Origin of the sequence: Flavimobilis rhizosphaerae (assembly GCF_014852685.1) — a bacterium.
GTDB lineage: Bacteria > Actinomycetota > Actinomycetes > Actinomycetales > Cellulomonadaceae > Flavimobilis > Flavimobilis rhizosphaerae.
Genome location: NZ_JACZDF010000005.1, coordinates 85,410 through 99,641, shown reverse-complemented (window position 1 = coordinate 99,641; position 14,232 = coordinate 85,410). Strand labels below are relative to the sequence as shown.

Sequence of the window (14,232 nt, the reverse complement as noted above, 5' to 3'; positions counted from 1 at the left end):
AAGAGCTGATGGGTGAGCGCGGTCGCCCACGATCCGTCCGCGTCGTCACCGTGCCCCGGGACGAGGACGGTTCATGCAGGACGGAGGGTGGGCGTCAGTCGCTCACGGCAGCCCGAAGTCGGCGCCCCGGTTGTCATCGACCTGGGCGCGACGCGTCTCCTTCGCGTCAGGGACCTCGTGCACCGCAAGGACCTCGATGCGGACGGGCACGAGCCTCGTGAACGCGCGGCGCGCGCGCAGCCGCGCGGCGGCCGTGCTGCTCGGCGTGAGGCTCATGAGGACCGTCCTCGGGTGGTCGTGCGGCGGCGGGCCGCAGCGCGGTGAACTGGAGTTGTAGGACGACATTGGCCCGCGGTGGCCAATATTACATTCCCTTGACCCTCAGGACAAGGGGACGAGGTCCCACGGAGGCGCCCACGTGACCCCGGGCGCGAGGCCCCGGGACAACAGGGCAACGAGGCTCAACCCTATGTCACGTCGTCGGACGAAGAGTCCGCAGCGTCCGCGCCGTCAGCAGAACCGCCGGCGAGGACACTCGTCTCCCGCACCGGATGCCTCCGGCTCACGACGGCGAACGCGACCGCGCCGAGGAGGAGCGTCGCGAGCGACGTCCACACGTTGAGGCGCAGGCCCAGGACGAGCTCAGCGTCGTCGATGCGGAGCATCTCGATCCACACCCGACCGAGCGTGTACGTGACGACGTAGAGCCAGAACACTCGACCGTGGCCGAGCCTGAAGCGACGGTCGAGCCACAGCAGCAGCGCCGCAGCTCCGAGGTTCCACAGGAGCTCGTAGAGGAACGTCGGGTGGAAGAGCGTGCCCGCCGGATAGCCCGAGATCGCAGGGTCGATCTCGAGCCCCCACGGAAGCGTCGTCACGGCCCCGAAGAGCTCCTGGTTGAACCAGTTGCCGAGTCGGCCGATCGCCTGAGCGACGAGCAGCCCCGGGGCGACCGCGTCCGCGAACACGGCGAACGACACGCCAGCACGCCGGCAACCGATGTAGGCTCCGACCGCACCGAGAGCGATCGCCCCCCAGATGCCGAGGCCACCGTTCCAGATGTAGAGCGCCGACACCGGGTCCCCGCCCGGCCCCCAGTACGCGTCCGGGGAGCTGATGACGTGGTAGATACGACCGCCGACGATGCCGAACGGCACAGCCCACATGACGATGTCGAGCACCTGGTCAGGGTCTCCCCCGCGCTCCTTCCACCGGCGCATCGTCAGCCACGTCGCGACGACGATCCCGAGGATGATCGCGAGCGCGTACGCGCGTAACGGCAGCGGGCCGAGGTGCCACACGCCGCGGGACGGCGACGGGATCGAGGCGACGAGCGCACCAGCGAGGTTCACGCCGCACCGCCGGTCCGGGCCGCGCGGACGCCGCCCGCGATCGACCGGGCGACCGCCGCCATCGCGGCGATGCCCTCGTCCTCCGACGACGCCTCAAGCAGGGGCCTCACGAAGGCGGAGCCGACGATGACCCCGTCGGCGTACGCGCCGACCTCGGCAGCCTGCTCCGCACGGGAGACGCCGAGCCCGACGCAGACGTTCTCGGCGCCAGCGGCCCGCGTCCGTGCGACGAGCTCCGCGGCCCGCGGGCCCACCGTCGCCCGCTCACCCGTGACACCCATCGTCGAGGCCGCGTACACGAAGCCTCGCGACGCGGCCGCCGTCGAGGCAAGACGCGCGTCCGTCGAGCTCGGGGCGACGAGGAAGACCTTGTCGAGCCCGTGAGCGTCGGCCGCCGAGATCCACTCTGAGGCTTCCTCAGGAATGAGGTCCGGGGTGATGAGCCCCGCACCGCCCGCCGACGCGAGGTCGGCTGCGAAGCGCTCGACGCCGTAGCGCAGCACCGGGTTGAAGTACGTCATGACGAGCGCAGGTGCCCCGAGGTCGGCCACGCCCTCGACGACCCGGAAGAGATCCGTGAGGCGCACCCCGCCGTCAAGCGCGCGCACCGCGGCCGCCTGGATCGTCGAACCGTCCATGACGGGGTCCGAGTACGGCACCCCGATCTCGAGGATGTCGGCGCCCGCCTCGACGAGCGCCCGCGCGGCCCGCAGCGATCCGTCGACCGTGGGGAAGCCCACCGGAAGATAGCCGATGAGCGCAGGACGCCCTTCGGCGCGCAGCTCGGAGATCCGTCGTGCGGTCGCGCTCACTGCGCCCCTCCCTCGGTGAGATCGGCGTCGGCATCGACGAGGTCGAACCACCGCGCCGCCGTCGCCACGTCCTTGTCGCCGCGTCCGGACAGGTTGACGAGCAGGATCGCGTCCTCCCTCCCTTGAGCCGCAAGCTCGCGGCCGAGCCGGAGTGCGCCAGCCAGCGCGTGCGCGGACTCGATCGCCGGGATGATGCCCTCCGTGCGCGAGAGGAGCCGCAGCGCCTCCATCGCCTCCGCGTCCGTCACCGGCTCGTACTGTGCGCGGCCGATGCTCGCGAGGTACGAGTGCTCGGGCCCGACGCCCGGGTAGTCGAGTCCTGCCGAGATCGAGTGCGACTCCTTCGTCTGACCGTCCTCGTCCTGGAGCAGGAACGACCGGGCGCCGTGCAGCACCCCCGGGGCGCCACCCGTGATCGACGACGCGTGCCGACCCGACTCGACGCCGTCACCACCGGCCTCGAGCCCGAGGAGCCGCACGTCGGCGTCGTCGAGGAACGCGTCGAAGATGCCGATCGCGTTCGAACCGCCGCCCACGCACGCGAGAACCGCGTCGGGGAGCCGTCCCGTGAGCGCGAGCACCTGCTCGCGCGCCTCGACCCCGATGATCCGCTGGAAGTCGCGCACGAGCTCGGGGAACGGGTGTGGGCCCGCGGCCGTGCCGAAGAGGTAGTTCGTCGTCTCGACGTTCGTCACCCAGTCGCGCAGCGCCTCGTTGATCGCGTCCTTGAGCGTCCGCGAGCCCGACGTCACCGGGACGACCGTCGCGCCGAGGAGTTTCATCCGGGCGACGTTGAGCGCCTGCCGGCGCGTGTCCTCCTCACCCATGTAGACGACGCAGTCGAGGTCGAACAGCGCCGCGGCCGTCGCAGACGCCACGCCGTGCTGACCTGCGCCCGTCTCCGCGATGACGCGCGTCTTGCCGATGCGCTTCGTCAGGAGCGCCTGGCCGAGCACGTTGTTGATCTTGTGCGAGCCCGTGTGGTTGAGGTCCTCACGCTTGAGGATGATGCGGACACCGCCCGCGTGCGCCGCGAAGCGCGGCACCTCGGTGAGGATCGACGGACGGCCCGAGTAGCTGCGGTGCAGCTCCGCGAGCTCCGCCTGGAAGGCCGGGTCCGTCTTCGCGGACGCGTAGGCATCGCTGAGGTCGTCGAGCGCCGCGATGAGAGCCTCAGGCACCCATCGCCCACCGAACTCCCCGAAGTACGGGCCGGGCATGTTCTGCAGCGACGGAGGCACGTCGGATCCTTCCTCGGGGCGGGTGCGGCCGGGGCCGCTCGGCACAGGAGCGTGCCGTGCCGTTCCGGCGCGGTGCCGGGACGGCTGTTCAGTGGCGCAACGCGCGCACCGACGGATGTGTTCCTGCGGCGACGAGAGCCGCGACCGACTCGCGCGGGGACGCGTCCGTGACAAGCGCCTCCCCCACGAGCACCGCATCCGCGCCAGCGCGAGCGTAGTCGACGACGTCGTGCGGGCCGCGCACGCCGGACTCGGCGATGCGCACGATGCCGTCAGGGATGAGCGGGGAGACCCGGGAGAACGTCTCCCGGTCGACCTCGAGCGTTTTGAGGTTGCGCGCGTTGACGCCGATGACGCGCGCGCCTGCGTCGGCCGCGCGGGCGACCTCCTCGCCGTCGTGCACCTCGACGAGCGCGGTCATGCCGAGCGAGTGGATGCGCTCCGTGAGCGACTCGAGCACCGTCTGCTCAAGCGCCGCGACGATGAGGAGGACCATGTCGGCGCCGAAGGCGCGCGCCTCCCACACCTGGTAGGGCGTGACGACGAAGTCCTTCCGGAGCACCGGGACGTCGACGCGCGCACGGACAGCTGCGAGGTCCGCGAGCGTGCCCTTGAAGCGTCGCTCCTCCGTGAGCACCGAGATCATCGAAGCGCCACCCGCCTCGTACTCCGCGGCGAGCGCCGCAGGATCGGAGATCTGCGCGAGCGCGCCCTTCGACGGGCTCGAGCGCTTGACCTCGCTGATGACCGCGACACCGTCCTCGAGCCGCAGGCGGGGCACGCAGTCGATCGCGCCGGGCTGACGCGCGGCACGCTCCTTGAGCTGGTCGAGAGTCGTCAGCGCCTCGCGGGCGGCGAGGTCCTCGCGGACTCCCGCGACGATGTCGTCGAGCACGGTCCGTCCGTCCGACATGTCTGCCCCTTCCCTCGGCTGATGTTGGCTCCATCGTAGGGCCGCTCGAGAGTGGTCCACGCCACCGTCCGCCTGCCGGGAACCGACCGAGGGCCCGGGGCGATCGCCCGGGGACGACGACGCGCGGCTGCCGAGATCCGGCAGCCGCGCGACGAGCGTGTGCGAGGACGTCAGAAGCTCGTCGAGCCCGTCTCCAGCGTCTCGAAGAAGCCCTCCAGGCCCCCGGCGCCCTGGAGCGCGAAGCCGATGAGAGCGATGTAGGCGATGACGAGGAGCACGAAGAGGACGCATGCGGCGACCCCGAGCCACAGGCCCGCGGTACCGAGACCACGGTTGTCGGCGAGCCCCTGGTCCGCAGCGCGTCGCGACAGCACGCCGACGATGATCGCGGGGATCCCGGTGAGAGGTCCGAAGCCGAGGAAGGCCGCGATGCCGCAGACGAGGGCGATGACGCCGAGCGAGTTCTTCTCTTGGGGGCGGTTCATCCCAAACGGGGCACCATAGGGCTGCTGACCGTAGGCAGCCTGCCCGTAAGGCTGCTGACCGTAAGGCGCCTGTCCGTAGGGCTGCTGACCGTAAGGCGCCTGTCCGTACGGCTGCTGACCGTAGGGCTGCTGGCCGTACTGCGGCTGTGCCTCGTGCTGCTGGCCCGTCGACGCGCTGCCCGACGGCGTCGCGAACGGGTCCGAGGGCGTACCGTCGGACCCGTTCCCCGCGCCGGACCAGCCCGGAGTGCTCACGCGCGGGCGCGCTCGGCCTCGGACGGCTGCCCGTGACCGAGGACCTGGAGCACCTTGCCGGAAACGATGCCGAGTGCGACGACGCCCATGCCGACCCAGAAGAGCCACGGAAGTGACGCGACGACCGCACCGGCCGCGATCGCGACACCGATGAGGACGAGGACGACGAGCGTCCACGACGCCGTCGTGTGCCCGTGGTTGTCGTTCGGGGCCGCGGGCGGGAGGTACAGGCGCTCCGAGGCACCCGACGAGATGTTGTCAGCCATGCGCACAGGGTAGCGCGCGGGCGGCGCTCACGTCGTCACGTCCGCCCGGGAGGTCGCCGGTCAGCGCCGCTCCGAGCCGTTGTCGGCCACGTCCGGCTCGTCACCCTCGGGCGCGTCCCACAGGTCGGCGAGATCGGGCGCTGCGTCTGCGACGGCGGACGCAGCCCGCGGCGCGCTCGCACGCTCGTGCCGGCGCGAGCCCGTGCGCCACCCTCCTGCGCCGAGCGCCGCCGCGACCGCGACGACGAGCGCAAGCACCCCGAACACCGGAGCAGCCCACGCGACCGCCGCAACCTGGGGCTCCGTGACGAGCACGTCGACCCCCGTCGCCGCGGACGCCGCCGAACGTGCCGCCCCCGCGGGCGACGTCAGCACCGGGAGCGACGCGACGAGCGCGACCGCACCACCGAGAGCGACGACACCGGCGACGACCAGACCACCGAGCCGCCCGACGAGGAGCGACGCCGCAGCCGCCGCGAGCAGGACGAGGCCCGCCGCCTGGACCCCCGGCGCAGCCGTCCCGCCCGTCACCGTGACCTCGACCGCCGACGACAGCGCGCTCGACCCCGTCGCGGAGATCCACACCGGCGCCGACACCGCGAGCAGACCCGTCCCGAGCGCGACGGCGCCGAGCACCGTCGTGCGTCGCGACGCTCCGCGCACGCGCTCAGCCACGGCGCACCGGCACAAGACGCGACGCGAGCTGGACGGCCCGGACCGCCGCCGCGGCCTTCGACCGCGTCTCCTCGTACTCGGTCGCCGGGACCGAGTCTGCGACGATGCCCGCGCCCGCCTGGACGCTCGCACGTCCGTCGCGCACGACCGCCGTACGGATCGCGATCGCCATGTCCATGTTGCCTGCGAGGTCGAGGTAGCCGACGCAGCCGCCGTAGACGCCCCGCGCTGCGGGCTCGAGCTCGTCGATGAGTGCGATCGCCCGCGGCTTCGGTGCACCCGAGAGCGTGCCCGCCGGGAACGTCGCCGTGAACGCCTGCAGCGCCGTCGCGCCCTCCCGCAGCCGCCCGACGACCGTCGAGCAGATGTGCATGATGTGGCTGAAGCGGCGCACTGCCATGAGCTCGACGACCTCGACCGACGTCGGCACGCACACCTTGACGAGATCGTTGCGCGAGAGGTCGACGAGCATGACGTGCTCGGAGCGCTCCTTGGGATCTGCGAGCAACTCCTTCTCGAGCGCCACATCCTCCTCGGGCGTCGCTCCACGCGGCCGCGAGCCCGCGATGGGGAACGTCGTCACACGGCCGTCCTGGACGCTCACGAGCGTCTCCGGGCTCGAGCCGACGACGGCGAACCGGCCGCCGGCCGCGTCCGTGAGCTCGAAGTAGTACATGTAGGGGCTTGGGTTGATCGTCCGCAGCGTCCGGTAGACGTCGAGCGGCGAGGCCGGGCAGTCGAGGTCGAGCCGCTGCGAGAGGACGACCTGGAAGACCTCGCCGTCGACGATCGCGGCCTTCGCCGCGTCGACCGCAGCTTCGAAGTCCGCGCGCGCCGTCCGGAACTCGAGCTGCGGCTCGGGCGCGTCGCCGAGGACGACCGGCACCTCGGCACTCGTGCCGCGCCCCTCGACGAGCTTGCGCTCCATCGCGTCGAGCCGTGCGAGCGCGTCCGCGTAGGCCTCGTCGACGCGCTCGTCCGTCGCGTCATAGTTGATCGCGTTGGCGACGAGCCACACCGAGCCGGTGAGGTGATCAACCGCCGCGACGTCCGACGCGAGGCACAGCGCGACCTCCGGGACGTCGACCTCGGTCGGCGTCGACCGCACGAGCGTCGGCTCCCAGTGCCGGACGACGTCCCAGCCGAGCGAGCCCGCCAGGCCACCGGTGAACGGCGGCAGCCCCTCGATGCGCGGGGTCGCGAGCACCTCGAGCGTGCGCCCCAGGACGTCGAGCACGTCGCCGTGCGCGGGCACCCCCTCGGGGACGTCGCCGAGCCAGCGCGCCTCGTCACCGTCGACCGTGAGGGTCGCGCGCGACCGCACCCCGACGAACGACCAGCGCGACCAGCCGCCGCCGATCGGCGCGGACTCCATGATGAACGTGCCCGGCTCACCCTCCGCCAGGGTGCGGTAGAGCGACACCGGCGTGACGTCGTCGACGAGCAGACGTCGCACGACCGGGATGACCCGGTGGTGCTCCGCGGCGAGCGCCACGAAGTCCTCGCGGGACGGCCAGGTCGCACCCCAGGCGAGCTGGTCGCCCGGGCCCTGCACAGCGCTCATACTGCACCTCCGACGGCCGCACGGAGGTCCCCGCCAGCCTCGAAGCACGTGCGTGTGCCGGTGTGGCACGCGGCACCCACCTGCTCGACGCGGACGAGAAGAGCGTCGCCATCGCAGTCGAGCGCGACCGAGCGCACGTGCTGGACGTGGCCCGACGTGTCGCCCTTGCGCCAGTACTCCTGCCGCGACCGCGACCAGAACGTCACGCGACCCTCCGTGAGCGTGCGCCGGAGCGCCTCGTCGTCCATCCAGCCGAGCATGAGCACCTCACCCGTGTCGTGCTGCTGGACGATCGCGGCGACGAGGCCCGCGTCGTCGCGCTTGAGACGGCTCGCGACGGCGGCGTCGAGCCGGGGGGCGGCGGTGGAGTGTTCGGTCACGCGTCGGATCATCCCACGCACCCGCTCACCGTGTCTGGGCGATCCACGCCTCGTGCATCCGCGCGTACACGCCCCCGCTCGCGACGAGCTCCGAGTGGTGGCCCACCTCGACGACCTTCCCCGCATCGACGACGACGACGAGGTCCGCGGCTTCCGCCGTCGAGAGCCGGTGCGCGATCGTCACCGTCGAACGCCCCGCCGCGAGCTGCTCGAACGCGCGCGCGACGCGCACCTCGGTCGCCGGGTCCACGGCGCTCGTCGCCTCGTCGAGCACGAGGAGGTCGGCCTTGGCGAGGTACGCGCGGGCGAGCGCGACGAGCTGTCGCTCCCCCGCCGACAGCGCCTCGCCCCGCTGCCCGACCGGCGCGTCGAGACCGCCGGGGCGGTCCGCGACCCAGTCGGCGAGCCCCAGCGAGACGATCGCGTCCTCGACGAGCGGGCGGACGTCCTGGCCGGGCGCGAGGTCACGTGCGCCGTACGCGATGTTCTCTGCGAGCGTCCCGTCGAAGAGGAAGCCCTCCTGCGGTACGAGCACGACCCGCGCACGCAGGCTCGCGCTCCGCAGCCGACGGAGGTCCGTGCCGTCGAGGAGGATCTGGCCCGTGCTCGGGTCCATGAGCCGCGCGACGAGCTTCGCCAGCGTTGTCTTGCCCGAGCCCGTGCGCCCGACGACGGCCACCCGCGTGCGGGGCGGGAGCGTGAGGTCCACGGCGTCGAGCACCGTCGGGCCGTCCGGGTACGCGTACGACACCCCGCGGAGCTCGACCGTCGCCGGACCGCGAGGTGAGACCTCGCCGTCGGGCGGGTCCGCGACCGTCACCGGTGTCTCAAGGACCGCGAGGACCCGACGCCATCCGGCGACCGCGTTCTGGAGCTCGTTGAGGACCTCCGTCGCGAGCTGGACCGGGCCCGTAAAGAGCTGGACGAGGAAGAGGAACGCGAGCAGGCGTCCGAGCGAGACCTCGCCCGCCATACCGAGGAAGCTCCCCGCGACGACGACCGCGACGAGCACGAGGTTACTCACGAGCATCCCGCCCGAGAACACCGACGCGACCCGCACCTGCGCACGGACCTGCGCATCGCGGTGCCCGGCGACCGCGGCGTCGACACGCCGGCGGGTGCGTGCCTGGGCCGCGTGAGCCCTGATCGTCTCTGCGCCGAGCACCGCCTCCGACACCGTGCCGAGCACGCCGCCCATCGCAGCGCGGACCTCAGCGAACGCCCGGTTCACCCCGCGCTGGAGGCGCGGCAGGACGAGTGCGAGCGGGACGAAGCACGCCCACACGAGGAGCGTCAGCTGCCACGAGTAGGCCGCCATGAGGACCGTCGCGACCGTCAGCTGCATCGTCGAGACGAGCAGCATGATGCCGCCCCACTGGACGAACATCGAGATCGTGTCGACGTCGCTCGTGACGCGGGAGACGAGCGCGCCCCGGCGTTCCGAGTCCTGCGACAGCACCGAGAGGTCGTGGACGTGCCGGAACGCCTTGACGCGCAGCGTCGCCAGACCGGCCTCGGTGCGTCGCACGAGCCGCACGTTGACGAGGGCCGAGCACGTCCCCGCGAGCACGAGGACGAGGGCGGCGGCCGCGACGAGCACCCCGACCCGGCCCGCGTCGACGCCACCCTCGGCGAGCAGCCCCGTGTCGATCGACTGCTGGACCGCGACCGGCACGACGACGCGTCCGATCGCGGCGAGCACCGCGAGCAGGAGCGTGAGCCTGATCCCCGTGACGAGCTCGGGCGAGACACGCACTCCCGCGCGGAGCGTCCCGAGCACCCCGAGAGAGCTCGCGGTCGCGATCCGTCCTGCGGCGTCCGTCACGGCCGCGCGCGGCGACCTGTCCTCGTGCACGCTCATCGGTCCTCCTCGACGCCCGCCGCGGCGGCCTCGTCCGCCCGGCGCGACGTCTCCCGCGCATACGCGGTCGCGAGCCGCGCGTAGCCATCGTCGCGTGCGAGCAGCTCGGCATGCGTGCCGACGTCGACGACGCGCCCAGCGTCGACGTGCACGACGGAGCTCGCGAGCGCGATGCTTGCCGCCCGGTAGGCGACGATGACGACCGTCGGACCGCCGCGCTCACCGAGGCCGAGAAGGATGTCCCGCTCGACGCGCGGGTCGAGCGCGCTCGTCGCGTCGTCGAGGACGAGGAGCCGCGGGCGGCGCACGAGCGCACGGGCGATCGCGAGCCGCTGTCGCTGGCCGCCCGAGAGGTTCGAGCCGCGCTCCCCGAGCCGGGCGTCCAGCCCGTCAGGCAGCGCGCGGACCGTGTCCGCGACATGGGCGCGCTCGAGCGCGTCCCAGATCTCCTCGTCCGACGGTGCCCCCGGCTCGTCGTCGTCCATGAGCGTGACGTTCGCCCGCACGGAGTCCTCGAAGACGAACGTCGACTGCGACACGTACGCCACCGCTCCCGCAAGCGCCTCGGGCGCGAGCGATCGCACGTCCGTCCCGCCCAGGCGCACGGTGCCGCGCGACGGGTCCGAGAGCCGTGCGAGGAGCGCGACGAGCGTCGACTTCCCCGCGCCCGTCGCACCGACGACCGCGACCGTCGCCCCGGGCGCGACGTCGAGAGTCACGTCGTCGAGCAGCGTGAGCGGGCCGTCCGGCCCCACGACCTCGAGCCCGACGCCCTCGACCCGGACACCGAGCGGGCCGGAGCCAGCCAGCGCACCCGAGCCGGGCACGATCTCCTCCGGAGCGTCGAGGACCCCGGCGATCCGTTCGTGCCCGACGAGACCGCGCGGCAGCTCGCCGAGCACCCAGCCGAACGCCCGCACAGGGATCGCGAGCAGCGTGAGCAGGTACGCGGCCGCGACGACGTCACCCGCACCGACGTCACCGACCGACGCACGCCACACCCCGACGCCGAGGACGAGCAGCGTGCCGAGCGACGGCAGCAGCTCGATCACCGGGTCGAAGACCGCACGGACCCGCCCCACCTGCACGTTCGCCGCACGAGACGCGTCAGCGACTCGCGCAAAACGCGCCTCCTCGCGCGCCTCCGTGCCGAGCGACTTCACGAGGAGCGCCGCCGAGAAGCTCTCGTGAGCGACGTCCGAGACGTCGCCACGGAGCCGCTGCGCCTCCGTCACCGCCGGCGACATTCGCCGCTGGAACACCGCATTGACGACCATGACGGCCGGCAGCACCGCGAACGCCGCCGCCGCGAGCCAGGGGTCGACCGTCACGAGACGCACCGCCGCAACGACGAGCATGAGCGCCACACCGAGCGCGAACGGCAGCGGGTTGAACACGCCGGTCGCTGCCTCCGCGTCCGAGCTCACGTGCGCGAGCAGCCGACCCGTCGGACGACCCCGGTGCCATGCGACGGGAAGCTCGAGGTACCGGTGCGCGAGGTTACGGCGGTGCTCCGCACCGAGCCGTGCGTACCCCATGCCCGCACCGATACGTCGCCCCGCCACCGCGACCGCGTTGAGGATCGCGACGAGCGCGAGCCCCGCGACGCCGAGCCACACCGTCGCCGAGGTCGTCGGTGCTCCCGTGAGCGCCGGGACGACGACCTCGTCGGTCGCACGCCCCAGCCGCGTCGAGATCTCGACCGTGAGGACGCCCGCGAGCCCCGACACGGCGATCGTCCACGTGTACAGCCAGGGTTGCGCGCGCAGACCACGACCCATGAGCGCGAGGGAGCGGCGCAGTCGCGAGCCCGTGAGCGCGACGGGGCGGCGCGGGTTGGTCGTCGAGGTCACAGGTCCGTCCGGGCTCTTCGGGGTGGGGACCGTGACATCCTCGCACGCGGCACCGACACTCACGCGTGCGTCCGCGACGTGCCACGATGAGCTCATGACCTGGCACCAGCACGAGCGCGAGACCCTGGCGTCACTCCTCCACGAGGCGGGCCCCGACGGGCCCACCCTGTGCGACGGCTGGCGGACCCGCCACCTCGCGGTCCACCTTGCGCAGCGTGAGCTCGCACCATGGATGATGCTCCAGGCCGTCCCCGGCCCCATCGGCCGGCGGACGGCCGCGACGTTCGACGAGGCCGTCGCCGCGTGCGACGACCCATCGACCTACCACGACACGGTCGACCGCTGGGCTGCCGCGCCCGCCGCCTGGAGCCCACGCGCGCTCGCCGGCGACGCGATCAACCTCGTCGAGTTCTTCGTCCACGGCGAGGACGTCCGTCGCGCGTCCGACGACGAGCCCGCGCCCCCGCCCGTCGCACGCGACCTCGACCCCGCCGAGGAGGACGCCCTCTGGCAGGCCGTGCGACGCATGGCCCCGCTGCTCCTGCACCGTTGCCCCGTCGGCGTCGTCCACGTGCTCGACGACGGCCGGCGCGCACTCGTCCACCGACCCAAGGATGACCGCGGGACCGTCGTCGTCACCGGTGCTGTCGGCGAGCTCGCGCTCCACACGCACGGCCGTGGAGCACGCGCGCTCGTGAAGATCGTCGGCTCCGACGATGACCTCGCGACCCTCGAGCGGTTCGTCCCCTCGTCCTGACCCACCGACGACGGGGCGGGCACCGGTCGGTGCTCGCCCCGTCGTCGTCGGTCCTCAGCGAACCGCGAGGCCCGCGCGCCGCATGTCGTCCTTGACCTCGTTGATCGTCAGAGTGCCGAAGTGGAAGACGCTCGCCGCGAGCACGGCGTCCGCGCCCGCCAGAGCAGCCTCCGTGAAGTGGTGGGCCGTGCCTGCACCGCCCGACGCGATGAGCGGCACCGCGACGAGAGACCGGACGTCCGAGAGCATCTCGAGGTCGAAGCCCGCGTTCGTGCCGTCCGCGTCCATCGAGTTGAGCAGCACCTCACCAGCCCCGAGCTCAGCGGCACGCGCCGCCCACGCGACCGCGTCGAGGCCCGTGCCCCGCCGTCCGCCGTGCGTCGTCACCTCGAAGCCGGAGTCCGTCACCGTGCCGTCGGGGCAGCGCCGCGCGTCGACGGACACGACGAGCACCTGCGAGCCGAACCGGTCCGCGATCTCCGAGAGGAGCTCGGGCCGCGCGATCGCCGCCGTGTTGACACCGACCTTGTCCGCACCCGCCCGCAGCAGCCGGTCGACGTCCTCGACCGACCGCACCCCGCCGCCGACCGTGAGCGGCACGAAGACCTCCTCGGCCGTGCGCCGCACGACGTCGTACGTCGTCTCGCGGTTGCCCGACGACGCCGAGACGTCGAGGAACGTGATCTCGTCCGCACCCTCCGCGTCGTAGCGGCGCGCAAGTTCGACAGGGTCGCCCGCGTCGCGCAGGTTCTCGAAGTTCACGCCCTTGACGACACGGCCAGCGTCGACATCGAGGCACGGGATGACCCGCACGGACACGCTCATGGTTCTCCTCAGCTCGGCTACTTGCTGTCGTCGGTCGCCTCGTCGGTCGCCTCGTCGCTGTCCTGCTTCTCGACGTCGGGCGCGACAAGGGTACTCGCGTGGAGGATGTCGACGACGTAGACGACCGTCTCGTCGGCCCACGGCGACGCCGTTCCCCCGTACGCGGCGGACGGCGGCGCCACGATGAGCACCTGCGAGCCCACGCGCTGCTCGATGAGTCCCTGGTTCCAGGCCGCGACTGGCTTGGAGTCGCCGACGAGCGTGACGAACGGCGCGCGCACGCGCGACCACGTCGTGTCGATGATCTCGCCCGTCGACCAGGCGACGGCCGTGTACTGGACGATGACTGTCTGGCCGTCGGTCACCTGATCGCGGTCGCCGCGCACGAGCGTCCGGACGACGACGGACGCCGGGGGGTCCGTGTCCTGGGGCACTGTGACGGTCGGGGTGCCGTCCGTGCCGAGCGTCACGGTGGGCAGTGCCGGGTCGTCGTTCGGCACCGCGTCGCCGGAGGCGCGACCTGCGAGGACGTCGACGACGAGGGCGAGGGGCGTGCTGTTCGACGTCTCCGTGAGGAGGAGCCGCGCGCCGGCCCGGTGCCCCTTGAGCAGGTCGTAGAGCGAGGGTCCGAGGAACGTCTCGTCAAACGTGTAGGTCTCGGGGAGCGAGTCGTGGGTGTTCATGACGGAGCTGCCGTCGGATGCGTCCTCGGCGAGCAGGTCGAGGAGGACCGTCGAGCCGTCCGTGATGGCGGGTCCGTCCCCCTCCCACACGACCGCGCTGCGACGGTCCGGGAATGTCAGCGGCGGAGTGTACGTGAGCGTCGGGACTCCTCCGAACTCGCCGCTCACCGCGACGACCGGCGCTGGTGTCTCCGGGGCGGTCGGCTCGTCGGTACACGCGGCGAGCCCGAGGCTCGCCACGCACGCCGCCGCGGCGAGCGTCGCAGCGTGCCGCCGCTGTCGGCGCCGGTGAGGGGTGGTCACGGTCTGA

General features: G+C 72.6%; 15 protein-coding genes. 1 reads left to right on the top strand and 14 read right to left on the bottom strand.

The features are described 5' to 3' along the window. Positions 1 to 102: 102 nt before the first annotated feature. From IGS67_RS10215 to IGS67_RS10160, 12 genes are all read right to left on the bottom strand, one after another. Positions 103 to 276, bottom strand: coding sequence for a hypothetical protein (locus tag IGS67_RS10215; protein WP_165375411.1), 174 nt, complete (start codon positions 274 to 276; stop codon positions 103 to 105). A 191-nt stretch (positions 277 to 467) separates the two neighbouring features. Beyond that, entirely contained in the window at positions 468 to 1,352 is an 885-nt protein-coding gene (lgt, locus tag IGS67_RS10210) for a prolipoprotein diacylglyceryl transferase (protein WP_192280440.1), read from the bottom strand. Beyond that, a complete protein-coding gene (gene trpA / locus IGS67_RS10205; RefSeq protein ID WP_192280437.1) occupies positions 1,349 to 2,164 on the bottom strand; it encodes a tryptophan synthase subunit alpha in 816 nt (271 codons plus the stop codon). The genes lgt and trpA overlap by 4 nt, the downstream gene beginning before the upstream one ends. After that, positions 2,161 to 3,384: a tryptophan synthase subunit beta gene (gene trpB / locus IGS67_RS10200; protein WP_192280692.1), complete on the bottom strand. Its 1,224-nt coding sequence runs from the start codon at positions 3,382 to 3,384 to the stop codon at positions 2,161 to 2,163. Before trpB ends, trpA begins: the two co-directional genes overlap by 4 nt. A gap of 109 nt (positions 3,385 to 3,493) precedes the next feature. Continuing rightward, a complete protein-coding gene (gene trpC, locus IGS67_RS10195) occupies positions 3,494 to 4,318 on the bottom strand; it encodes an indole-3-glycerol phosphate synthase TrpC (RefSeq protein WP_192280435.1) in 825 nt (274 codons plus the stop codon). Between the two features lie 170 nt (positions 4,319 to 4,488). Continuing rightward, positions 4,489 to 5,058 (bottom strand): DUF4190 domain-containing protein, encoded by a 570-nt coding sequence (locus tag IGS67_RS14415; protein WP_192280432.1) that lies wholly within the window; start codon positions 5,056 to 5,058, stop codon positions 4,489 to 4,491. Next, positions 5,055 to 5,324 (bottom strand): HGxxPAAW family protein, encoded by a 270-nt coding sequence (locus IGS67_RS10185; RefSeq protein WP_192280429.1) that lies wholly within the window; start codon positions 5,322 to 5,324, stop codon positions 5,055 to 5,057. The genes IGS67_RS14415 and IGS67_RS10185 overlap by 4 nt, the downstream gene beginning before the upstream one ends. A gap of 60 nt (positions 5,325 to 5,384) precedes the next feature. Beyond that, entirely contained in the window at positions 5,385 to 5,987 is a 603-nt protein-coding gene (locus IGS67_RS10180; RefSeq protein ID WP_192280426.1) for a Trp biosynthesis-associated membrane protein, read from the bottom strand. Positions 5,988 to 5,991: 4 nt separating this feature from the next. After that, entirely contained in the window at positions 5,992 to 7,563 is a 1,572-nt protein-coding gene (locus tag IGS67_RS10175; RefSeq protein WP_192280423.1) for an anthranilate synthase component I, read from the bottom strand. Continuing rightward, positions 7,560 to 7,943: a phosphoribosyl-AMP cyclohydrolase gene (hisI, locus tag IGS67_RS10170; RefSeq protein ID WP_328742357.1), complete on the bottom strand. Its 384-nt coding sequence runs from the start codon at positions 7,941 to 7,943 to the stop codon at positions 7,560 to 7,562. The genes IGS67_RS10175 and hisI overlap by 4 nt, the downstream gene beginning before the upstream one ends. Positions 7,944 to 7,968: 25 nt before the next feature. Beyond that, positions 7,969 to 9,804, bottom strand: a complete 1,836-nt coding sequence (locus tag IGS67_RS10165) for an ABC transporter ATP-binding protein (RefSeq protein WP_192280417.1) — start codon at positions 9,802 to 9,804, stop codon at positions 7,969 to 7,971. Beyond that, positions 9,801 to 11,585 (bottom strand): ABC transporter ATP-binding protein, encoded by a 1,785-nt coding sequence (locus IGS67_RS10160; protein WP_192280687.1) that lies wholly within the window; start codon positions 11,583 to 11,585, stop codon positions 9,801 to 9,803. The genes IGS67_RS10165 and IGS67_RS10160 overlap by 4 nt, the downstream gene beginning before the upstream one ends. Before the next feature lie 166 nt (positions 11,586 to 11,751). Here IGS67_RS10160 and IGS67_RS10155 point away from each other — a divergent pair, with 166 nt between their 5' ends. Continuing rightward, entirely contained in the window at positions 11,752 to 12,414 is a 663-nt protein-coding gene (locus tag IGS67_RS10155; protein ID WP_192280414.1) for a TIGR03085 family metal-binding protein, read from the top strand. Between the two features lie 54 nt (positions 12,415 to 12,468). Here the strand turns inward: IGS67_RS10155 and hisF are convergent, their stop codons facing one another. Both hisF and IGS67_RS10145 read right to left on the bottom strand, forming a co-directional pair. Further along, positions 12,469 to 13,239, bottom strand: coding sequence for an imidazole glycerol phosphate synthase subunit HisF (hisF, locus tag IGS67_RS10150; protein ID WP_102508810.1), 771 nt, complete (start codon positions 13,237 to 13,239; stop codon positions 12,469 to 12,471). 17 nt (positions 13,240 to 13,256) lie between these two features. Then, positions 13,257 to 14,225 (bottom strand): FKBP-type peptidyl-prolyl cis-trans isomerase, encoded by a 969-nt coding sequence (locus tag IGS67_RS10145; RefSeq protein ID WP_192280410.1) that lies wholly within the window; start codon positions 14,223 to 14,225, stop codon positions 13,257 to 13,259. Positions 14,226 to 14,232 lie beyond the last annotated feature (7 nt).

Excerpts from the sequence above, each read along its gene's own strand:
- trpB (WP_192280692.1), bottom strand. The coding sequence starts at position 3,384 with ATGCCCGGCCCGTACTTCGGGGAGTTCGGTGGGCGATGGGTGCCTGAG.
- hisF (WP_102508810.1), bottom strand. The coding sequence starts at position 13,239 with ATGAGCGTGTCCGTGCGGGTCATCCCGTGCCTCGATGTCGACGCTGGC.
- IGS67_RS10175 (WP_192280423.1), bottom strand. The coding sequence starts at position 7,563 with ATGAGCGCTGTGCAGGGCCCGGGCGACCAGCTCGCCTGGGGTGCGACC.
- IGS67_RS10155 (WP_192280414.1), top strand. The coding sequence starts at position 11,752 with ATGACCTGGCACCAGCACGAGCGCGAGACCCTGGCGTCACTCCTCCAC.
- IGS67_RS10160 (WP_192280687.1), bottom strand. The coding sequence starts at position 11,585 with ATGGGTCGTGGTCTGCGCGCGCAACCCTGGCTGTACACGTGGACGATC.
- IGS67_RS10215 (WP_165375411.1), bottom strand. The coding sequence starts at position 276 with ATGAGCCTCACGCCGAGCAGCACGGCCGCCGCGCGGCTGCGCGCGCGC.
- IGS67_RS10165 (WP_192280417.1), bottom strand. The coding sequence starts at position 9,804 with ATGAGCGTGCACGAGGACAGGTCGCCGCGCGCGGCCGTGACGGACGCC.
- IGS67_RS10185 (WP_192280429.1), bottom strand. The coding sequence starts at position 5,324 with ATGGCTGACAACATCTCGTCGGGTGCCTCGGAGCGCCTGTACCTCCCG.
- trpC (WP_192280435.1), bottom strand. The coding sequence starts at position 4,318 with ATGTCGGACGGACGGACCGTGCTCGACGACATCGTCGCGGGAGTCCGC.